Source organism: Streptomyces sp. NPDC054847, from assembly GCF_053610925.1.
On the sequence record NZ_JBSGZJ010000423.1, the window covers coordinates 1 to 6,194 of the forward strand.

A 6,194-nucleotide genomic window follows, 5' to 3' on the forward strand; every position below is an offset into this window, starting at 1 on the left:
TCATGGGGGTGCGGACTCAGGCGTCCTTGAGCTCCTGGCGCTGGCGGCCGAGGCCGTCGATCTCGAGCTCGACCACGTCACCGGCGCGCAGGAACGGCTTCGGCTCGGGCTGCCCGAGCGCGACGCCCGCCGGCGTACCGGTGTTGATGACGTCGCCCGGGTACAGGGCCATGAACCGGCTGACGTACCGGACGACGTCGGCGACCGGGAAGATCTGGTCGGCGGTCGTGCCGTTCTGCTTGAGCTCGCCGTTGACCCACAGCCGCAGTCCCAGGGCCTGCGGGTCCGGCACTTCGTCCGCGGTCACGAGCCACGGCCCCAGCGGGTTGAACGTCTCGCAGTTCTTGCCCTTGTCCCAGGTGCCGCCACGTTCGATCTGGAACTCGCGTTCCGAAACGTCATGGGCGACGGCGTAGCCGGCGACGTACGACAGCGGGTCCTCGTCCGGCTCGATGTAGCGGGCCGTACGTCCGATGACCACCGCGAGCTCGACCTCCCAGTCGGTCTTGCGGCTGCCGCGCGGGACGAGCACGGTGTCGTCCGGTCCGACGACGGTGTCCGCGGCCTTGAAGAAGACGACCGGCTCCGCCGGAGGCTCGGCCCCGGTCTCCGAGGCATGGTCGTGGTAGTTCAGCCCGATGCACACGACCTTCCCGATCCGGCCCACCGGCGGCCCGACGCGGAGCCCGGCCGCGTGGAGCACGGGCAGGTCACCGGCCTGGGCCGCGGCCCTGATCCGGTCGAGGGCGGCGGCGTCGGCGAGCAGCGCCCCGTCGATGTCCGTGACGAGACCGGACAGGTCGCGCAGCGTCCCGTCCGGGTCGAGCAGAGCGGGACGCTCGGCGCCTGCCGTGCCGACACGCAGCAACTTCATGGTCAGTCTCCCCTGGTCGAGTGCGAGCCCGGCCCGACAGGTGCGGCCATCGGCGGATCGGAGGATTGGCTGATCCTCCAAGACATCCGACCACCCTGCAAGACCCTGTTCACCACCTGGACCCTTACCGACGGGTAGCGGCGGTGTCCTGGAGGGCTTGGACCGCCCCCGGCCGATGGGGCCCCGCCGCCGCACGCCGGCCACGACGCACGAGGCAGCCACCCCGCCCTGCTCACGTCGTCGCCCAGGCAGGGCGGGGGACCGGAGCCCGCCCCGTCAGGGTCGGGCCCATCCGCCCGGCTAGGGTCGGCCCCATGTCCGTCGTGCGCTCCGTCGCCCTTTTCCTCGCCGCGGCCTTTCTCGAGATCGGCGGGGCCTGGCTCGTCTGGCAGGGCCTTCGCGAGCACCGGGGCCTGCTCTGGATCGGCGGCGGGGTGGTCGCGCTCGGTCTGTACGGCGTGGTCGCCACCTTCCAGAGCGACGCGAACTTCGGCCGCGTCCTCGCCGCGTACGGCGGGGTCTTCGTCGCCGGTTCCCTCGCCTGGGGCATGGTCGCGGACGGCTACCGGCCCGACCGTTACGACATCGCCGGCGCGCTGATCTGCCTCGCCGGGATGGCCGTCATCATGTACGCGCCGCGCGGCCACTGATCCACGGCGGCCGACCGCACCGAGCCCGTTCAGAGCTGCGCCATCGGCACCGGCGTGTCCCGGTAGAGGAAGACCCGCTCCACCGCCGTCCAGGTGGTGGAGGTGACGACGTAGAGCGCGGCGGCCAGCGGGACGACGGCGACGGTCGCGAGCGTGGCGAACGACAGGAGCGGCATGACCTTGATCATCGCCCCCATGCCCGGCAGCTGCTCGCCGGTCGTGGGCGCGGCGGCCATCTGCCGCTTGGTGCGCCGGTACGTGAAGGTCGCGACGGCGGCGACGATCACGAAGAGAGCGACGTAGACGAGTCCGGCCCCGCCGAACATCCCGCCGTGCGCGAGGGCGTCCGTCCAGCGGTCGCCGAGGGGCGCGTCGAACAGCGAGTGGCCGAGGAGGCCGTTCGGCTCGCCGCCGATCTCGGCGCTCGAGAACAGGTGGTACATCAGGAAGAACGCCGGCAGCTGGAGCAGGCTCGGCAGGCAGCCGGAGAGCGGCGACACCTTCTCCCGCGCGTACAGCTCCATCGTGGCCTTCTGAAGCCGCTCCGCATCCTTGGCGTGCCTGCCGTACTTGGTGCGCAGTTCGGCGAGCTGCGGCGCGAGGCGGGTGCGGGCCTTCTGGCCACGCGCGGCGGCACGCGAGAGCGGGTGGACGGCGAGGCGCACGAGCGCGGTGAAGGCGATGATCGCGGCGGCGGTGGCGGACGCGGCGAACAGCGGCCGGAGCAGCTCCGCGAGCTGTTCGACCAGGGTGGCGAAAACGGACATGGGTGAGCCCTCCGGGGGTCTCGTCGTGCCGGGAACGAGGACATGACGGCATGACGGCCCGCGCGGGGACTGCGTGGTGGCGTGTGGGCGCCTACAGGGCCGTCAGGAGGGGACGACCGGGCGCCCTGGGACGCGTACGCCCCCGGGCATCGGGATCTCGCTGCGGCAGGAACGCGGTGCGTTGCTCACGGTCGCGCAGGGCGGTCCTGACGCGGGTGCGTGGCACGACGGGCGCGCAGCGCGCGCTGATGACGGCGCAGACGAGGAGGGCGGATCCGACGGCTGCGGTGGCGGTCGCGGCGAGCGCGAGCGCGGCGGAGATGCTGCCGCCGTCGACGAGGACGATCTCGATCAGCAGCAGGAGCAGCAGCGCGGCGGGCCGGAGCAGCCGAGCCGTACGACCGGCCATGCGCCCCTCCCTGTGTCCGTGACGGCCGGGGTGCTCGCGCCGGCCTCGCGCACACGGGAAGACGAACAACTCCCTCGCGGGGTTCCCGTCTCCCATGCGCCTCTTGGGCCTCCGCGGGATGCGCAAGCCGACGGTCCCCGCCCACCCGCAACACCGGTCTCAGAATTTGAACGATTGATTACTCAGAATCACGTTGCGGTCACGTTGCCTATGCAGGCCTTGACGCTTCTCGGCCCACAGAGTTGGCTTTCGGCCACCTTGGCTGCAAATGATGCGGCCTGTCAGGGAGGTTGGATTCAACCAATGAACGCACTTCTGCGTCGTGCCGCCGTCGCAGCCGCCACCGCCGCGATGGTCGTACCGCTCTCCGGCTGTGGGACCACCGAGGAGCCGGGTGTGAGGCTGAGCGATGACATCGTTGTTGGTCTGCTGCTTCCGGAGAACCAGGCCGCTCGCTACGAGCAGTTCGACAAACCGGTCATCGAGGAACGCATAGCCCGGCTGACCAACAGCAAGGGCAAGGTCCTCTACGCCAATGCCAAGCACGACGCCGGTCTGCAGACGCAGCAGCTCGAATCGATGATCGAGGAACAGGTCGACGTGCTGATCGTCGACGCGGTGGACGCCAAGGCCATCGCCGGCGCGATCGAGAAGGCCGACGAGGCCGGTATCCCCGTCGTCGCCTTCGACCGTCTCGCCGAGGGACCGATCGACGGCTACGTCTCCTTCGACAACGAACAGGTCGGCCACATCCAGGGCAAGGCCCTGCTCGAGGCCCTCGGCGACGACGCCCGGTCCGGCAAGGTCGTCATGATGAACGGCGCCCTCACCGACCCGAACGCCGCCATGTTCAAGAAGGGCGCCCACACCGAGCTCGACGGCAAGGTGGAGATCGGCCTGGAGTACGACACCAAGGACTGGAAGCCGGAGAACGCCAAGGACAACATGGACGCGGCGATCGCCGCCCTCGGCAAGGACGCCATCGTCGGCGTCTACTCCGCCAACGACGGCATGGCGGGCGGCATCATCTCCGCGCTCAAGGCCGCCGGCCTGTCCGACCTCCCACCGGTCACCGGCCAGGACGCGGAACTCGCGGCGGTGCAGCGCATCGTCGCCGGCGATCAGTACATGACGGTCTACAAGCAGTACGCGCCGGAGGCCGCGGCAGCCGCCGAGATGGCCATCCTGCTGGCCAGGAACATGTCCCTCGGAGCCGCCGCGCACACCGACATCGACACTCCGACGGAGAAGTCCGTCCCCACCGTGCGCATCCCGGTCATCGCGCTGACCAAGGAGAACATCAAGGAGACCGTCGTCGCCGACGGCCTCTACACGGTGGAGCAGATCTGCGAACCCGCCTTCGCGGACGCCTGCGCGGAGCTCGGCCTCTCGTAGCCGCTCCCGGGTGCCGGTGCGCCACGCGGCCGGTGGCCGTCACGCCGCGCCCGTACCCGTGTCAGCGCGGCCGCACCGAGGCCAGCCGGCCCCACACCACCAGCCGGTACGTCGAGCTGAACTCGGGCGTGCACGTCGTCATCGTCAGGTAGTGCCCCGCCGCGCCGTACCCGGCGGCGGGGCGCACCGCGCTCCGCGGGACGGGCTCGATCACCCCGGTGTCGCCGGGCAAGGTCTTCGTGAGCGTCTTTTCGACGGCGTACACGTAGACCGCGTCGCGCGTCTCGATCTCCACGGTGTCGCCGGGGCGGAGCCGGTCGATGCGGCGGAAGGGCTCGCCGTGGGTGTTGCGGTGCCCGGCGACGGCGAAGTTCCCGGCGCGGCCGGGCTGGGCGGTCCGCGGGTAATGCCCGACGTACCCCTTGTCGAGGACACCCCGCTTGGCGACGCCCTCGGCGACGGGAGCGACGACCCCGAGGCTGGGTATGCGCAGGACGGCGTACGCCTGGTCCCGGCGGGGGCGGGCCGGCTCGGGCTCCGGCTCCGGGCCCGTCGCTTCCGCGGCACCGGGCTCCTGTCCCGTCTCGTCCGGCACCGGCACGGGACGTGGAGCCTCGCCCTCCCAGCGCCGCTCCAGTGCCTGGACCTGCCGCTCCGCGCCCTTTTCGGCCTGCCGGTTGCTCCACCACAACTGGTGGGCGACGAGGAGCAGCACGACGACGCCGAACGTGACGGCGGCCTCCGCGGCGGCCCACAGCAGACGGGCGAGCCGCACCCGCCCCTGCCGCCGGCCCCGTAACGGTGACCGCTGCCGTGTCCCCGTCCGGCGCGCAGCCCGGGACCATGACCGCCGCCGCTCCCACCGCGTCCGCACGGGCGCAGGGTAGGGCCGACGCCTTCAACTCACCAGCGTTCCGGCCCCGCTCGGCACCGGGCGGGGCCGGCGCCGGGGTCCGGCCCCGGCCGTGCCCGGGGCGGAATCGGGTCGGCCCCCTGCCGTGCCCCGTACAGCAGTACGGTGTGCTGCATGCGCCCCGACACGCCTGCTGACCACATTGCCGAAGCCGAGCGCCTGCTGCGTACCGCCGAGCAGTATCCGGAGGACGCCGAACCGCTGCTCCTCCAGGCCGCAGCCCACCTGGAACTCGCCGGCGAACGCGGCCGTGCCTCCACCCTCTACGACCGCCTCCTGGCGTCCGAGAACCCCGAGCACCCGCAGCTCGTCAAGGCCCTCCAGGCCGCCAACCTCTGGGAGTACGGTCACGAGGCCGAGGCCCGCGCCCTGATCAACGGCATCCGCACCGCCGCGCCGGCGGAGGCCGCGCCGTGGGAGATCGTCGCAGAGACGCTGGAGAACCACGACGAGCTCGAGGCCTCCCACGAGTGCTTCTCGACAGCACTGTCGATCCTCCTCACCGAGGGCGAGGAGGTCCCTTACGCGACGCGGTCCCTCCTCTCGGGCCGCCACCGCGTCCGCCGCCTGCTGGGCCTCCCGCACGACGAGTGGGACTCCCTGGCCGACCGGGTCCACTCCGGTCACACTCCCGACGTCAGCCTCGACGAACTCCACGACCCGAAGCGTCTGTGGGCGCTCGGCTCCGACAACCCGGCCGAACTGAAGGCCGAGATCGCCCGTCTCCGTTCCGAACTGGGCTCGTACCGCTCGGCCCTGTCCCGCCCCTTCCCGGTGGCGGTCCTCCACTGGCCGGAGCCGGAACTCGACGAACTCCTCGAGGCGTATCCCCAGCTCGAGTCCGAGTACCCGACCCACCGGGCCCACCTCACGGACATCGAGGCCTCCCTGCGTGACCTGTCGGCGACGGGCACGGAGAACCTGGGCATCGTGACGGCGACGGTCCCCTCGTACGAGGCCTTCGCCGCCTCCGAGCAGTCCTCGCCCGCGAACGCGGACCTCCTCCCCCAGTACGCGACCACGCTGGCCGCCCGCGGCCGCGCGGTCGCCTGGCCGCCGCCGAAGGGCGCGGCCTGCTGGTGCGGGTCGGGGCGGACGTACGGGGAGTGCCACGGGGTGGCGGAGCTGTAGCCCTCGCTGTTCGCGGACGCGTGGCGCGCCGCCGACGAGGCGGCGCGCTCTCGCG

Annotated in this window: 7 protein-coding genes; 3 read left to right on the forward strand and 4 right to left on the reverse strand. The window is 71.8% G+C overall.

From position 1 onward, the window contains the following. Positions 1–16: 16 nt before the first annotated feature. Positions 17–874: a fumarylacetoacetate hydrolase family protein gene (locus tag ACWGH4_RS29070; RefSeq protein ID WP_453466166.1), complete on the reverse strand. Its 858-nt coding sequence runs from the start codon at positions 872–874 to the stop codon at positions 17–19. A 314-nt stretch (positions 875–1,188) separates the two neighbouring features. Between ACWGH4_RS29070 and ACWGH4_RS29075 the strand changes: the two genes are divergently transcribed. Continuing rightward, entirely contained in the window at positions 1,189–1,524 is a 336-nt protein-coding gene (locus ACWGH4_RS29075; protein WP_441265542.1) for a YnfA family protein, read from the forward strand. A 29-nt stretch (positions 1,525–1,553) separates the two neighbouring features. On the opposite strand, the gene ACWGH4_RS29080 is transcribed toward ACWGH4_RS29075, so the two are convergent. Further along, positions 1,554–2,291 carry a YidC/Oxa1 family membrane protein insertase gene (locus ACWGH4_RS29080; protein ID WP_453466168.1) on the reverse strand — a complete coding sequence of 246 codons (738 nt, stop codon included), beginning with the start codon at positions 2,289–2,291 and terminating at the stop codon, positions 1,554–1,556. Positions 2,292–2,382: 91 nt separating this feature from the next. Beyond that, a complete protein-coding gene (locus tag ACWGH4_RS29085; RefSeq protein WP_441265540.1) occupies positions 2,383–2,700 on the reverse strand; it encodes a DUF6412 domain-containing protein in 318 nt (105 codons plus the stop codon). A 303-nt stretch (positions 2,701–3,003) separates the two neighbouring features. Between ACWGH4_RS29085 and ACWGH4_RS29090 the strand changes: the two genes are divergently transcribed. Continuing rightward, entirely contained in the window at positions 3,004–4,095 is a 1,092-nt protein-coding gene (locus ACWGH4_RS29090) for a substrate-binding domain-containing protein (RefSeq protein WP_441265539.1), read from the forward strand. A gap of 61 nt (positions 4,096–4,156) precedes the next feature. On the opposite strand, the gene ACWGH4_RS29095 is transcribed toward ACWGH4_RS29090, so the two are convergent. After that, positions 4,157–4,870, reverse strand: coding sequence for a class E sortase (locus ACWGH4_RS29095; RefSeq protein ID WP_453466171.1), 714 nt, complete (start codon positions 4,868–4,870; stop codon positions 4,157–4,159). A gap of 252 nt (positions 4,871–5,122) precedes the next feature. Between ACWGH4_RS29095 and ACWGH4_RS29100 the strand changes: the two genes are divergently transcribed. Continuing rightward, positions 5,123–6,139: an SEC-C domain-containing protein gene (locus ACWGH4_RS29100; protein ID WP_453466173.1), complete on the forward strand. Its 1,017-nt coding sequence runs from the start codon at positions 5,123–5,125 to the stop codon at positions 6,137–6,139. The last annotated feature ends 55 nt before the right edge of the window (positions 6,140–6,194 follow it).

Bases quoted from the DNA above. Each gene is read 5' to 3' on its own strand.
- ACWGH4_RS29100 (WP_453466173.1), top strand. From the start codon at position 5,123: ATGCGCCCCGACACGCCTGCTGACCACATTGCCGAAGCCGAGCGCCTG.
- ACWGH4_RS29080 (WP_453466168.1), bottom strand. From the start codon at position 2,291: ATGTCCGTTTTCGCCACCCTGGTCGAACAGCTCGCGGAGCTGCTCCGG.
- ACWGH4_RS29090 (WP_441265539.1), top strand. From the start codon at position 3,004: ATGAACGCACTTCTGCGTCGTGCCGCCGTCGCAGCCGCCACCGCCGCG.
- ACWGH4_RS29075 (WP_441265542.1), top strand. From the start codon at position 1,189: ATGTCCGTCGTGCGCTCCGTCGCCCTTTTCCTCGCCGCGGCCTTTCTC.
- ACWGH4_RS29070 (WP_453466166.1), bottom strand. From the start codon at position 874: ATGAAGTTGCTGCGTGTCGGCACGGCAGGCGCCGAGCGTCCCGCTCTG.
- ACWGH4_RS29085 (WP_441265540.1), bottom strand. From the start codon at position 2,700: ATGGCCGGTCGTACGGCTCGGCTGCTCCGGCCCGCCGCGCTGCTGCTC.